1 protein-coding gene is annotated in these 1,393 nt (G+C 65.8%); it reads right to left on the reverse strand.

Going from position 1 to position 1,393, the window contains the following annotated elements:
- Positions 1–40: 40 nt before the first annotated feature.
- Entirely contained in the window at positions 41–1,345 is a 1,305-nt protein-coding gene (locus tag ABTW87_RS30135) for an IS256 family transposase (protein ID WP_350654808.1), read from the reverse strand.
- Between the last annotated feature and the right edge of the window lie 48 nt (positions 1,346–1,393).

The raw sequence follows: 1,393 nt of genomic DNA on the forward strand, positions 1-1,393 counted from the left end.
GGGTCTGTCAAACGAACGGTGTAACCCAGGTTGTTGACGGTTACTTGCGGCCTGCTGAGAGGCGTCCTTCGAAGGTCATCTCGAAGGCGTTGAGTGCCGGCTTCCAGCGCATCGTCCAGCGCCGTCGGCCCTGCCCGGTCGGGTCCAGGCTCATTACGGCGAGGTAGACGCACTTGAGCGCGGCTGCCTCGTTGGGGAAGTGGCCACGGGCCCGGACGGCTCGGCGGATCCGGGCGTTGACCGATTCGATCGCGTTGGTGGAACACACCACCGTGCGGATCTCGGCGTCGAAGGCCAGGAACGGCACGAACTCCGCCCAGGCGTTGTCCCACAGCCGCACGATCGCCGGATATCGGGTTCCCCAGGCGTCGGCGAACTCGGCGAAGCGTTCCTTCGCGGCAGCCTCAGTCGGTGCGGTGTAGACCGGCCGCAGGGCCTTTGCGATGCCGTCCCAGTGCTGTCGTCCGGCGTAGCGGAAACTGTTGCGCAGCAAGTGGATGACGCATGTTTGCACTACCGCGAGCGGCCAGGTCGCCTCGATCGCATCGGGTAGACCCTTGAGCCCATCGCAGACCACCATGCAGGCGTCGGCGACACCGCGGTTGCGCAGCTCGGTCAGCACTTGCAGCCAGAACTTCGCGCCCTCGCCACCGTCGCCAGCCCATAGCCCGAGGATGTCGCGGGTGCCCTCAACGGTGACGGCCAAGGCCATGTAGATCGGCCGGTTCGCGACCTTCCCGTCACGGATCTTGACGTGGACCGCGTCGAGGAAGATCACCGGGTAGACCGGGTCGAGTGGACGGTTCTGCCACTCGGTCATGGCCTCCACGACCTTGTCGGTGATCGTGGAGATCGTCTGCCTAGACACGTCGGCGCCGTACACCTCAGCCAGATGGGCCTGGATCTCACCAGTGGTCAAACCCTTGGCCGACAACGAGATCACCATGTCCTCGACCCCGGACAGCCGCCGCTGGCGCTTGCGCACGATCTGCGGTTCGAACGTACCGTCGCGGTCCCGCGGCACCGCAACCTCGACCGGTCCGACCTCGGTCAGCACCGTCTTACCCCGCACACCGTTGCGGGAGTTGCCACCATTCTTGCCGGCCGGATCGCCCTTGTCGTAGCCGAGGTGATCGGTGATCTCGCCCTCGAGCGCGGATTCCAGCACCCGCTTGGTCAGCTGCTGCAACAGCCCGCCTTCACCGGTCAGCTGCAGCCCGGCCGTGCGAGCCTGCTCCACCAACTGGGCGACGAGCTCGGCGTCGACCCCGTTCACGTCCGGCTGCGCCGGCTTCCGCTTCGCCACCGCGCCAGTATCAGCCCCGGTGGTCAACACATCCGTCATCAGGTGCTCCTCCTTGATCAGGAGTTACACCGTTCGTTTTACAGTCCC

The sequence above is a fragment of the Micromonospora sp. NPDC126480 genome, from assembly GCF_040302465.1.
GTDB lineage: Bacteria > Actinomycetota > Actinomycetes > Mycobacteriales > Micromonosporaceae > Micromonospora.

Coding starts and splice junctions, on each gene's coding strand:
- ABTW87_RS30135 (WP_350654808.1), bottom strand. CDS start 1,345: ATGACGGATGTGTTGACCACCGGGGCTGATACTGGCGCGGTGGCGAAG.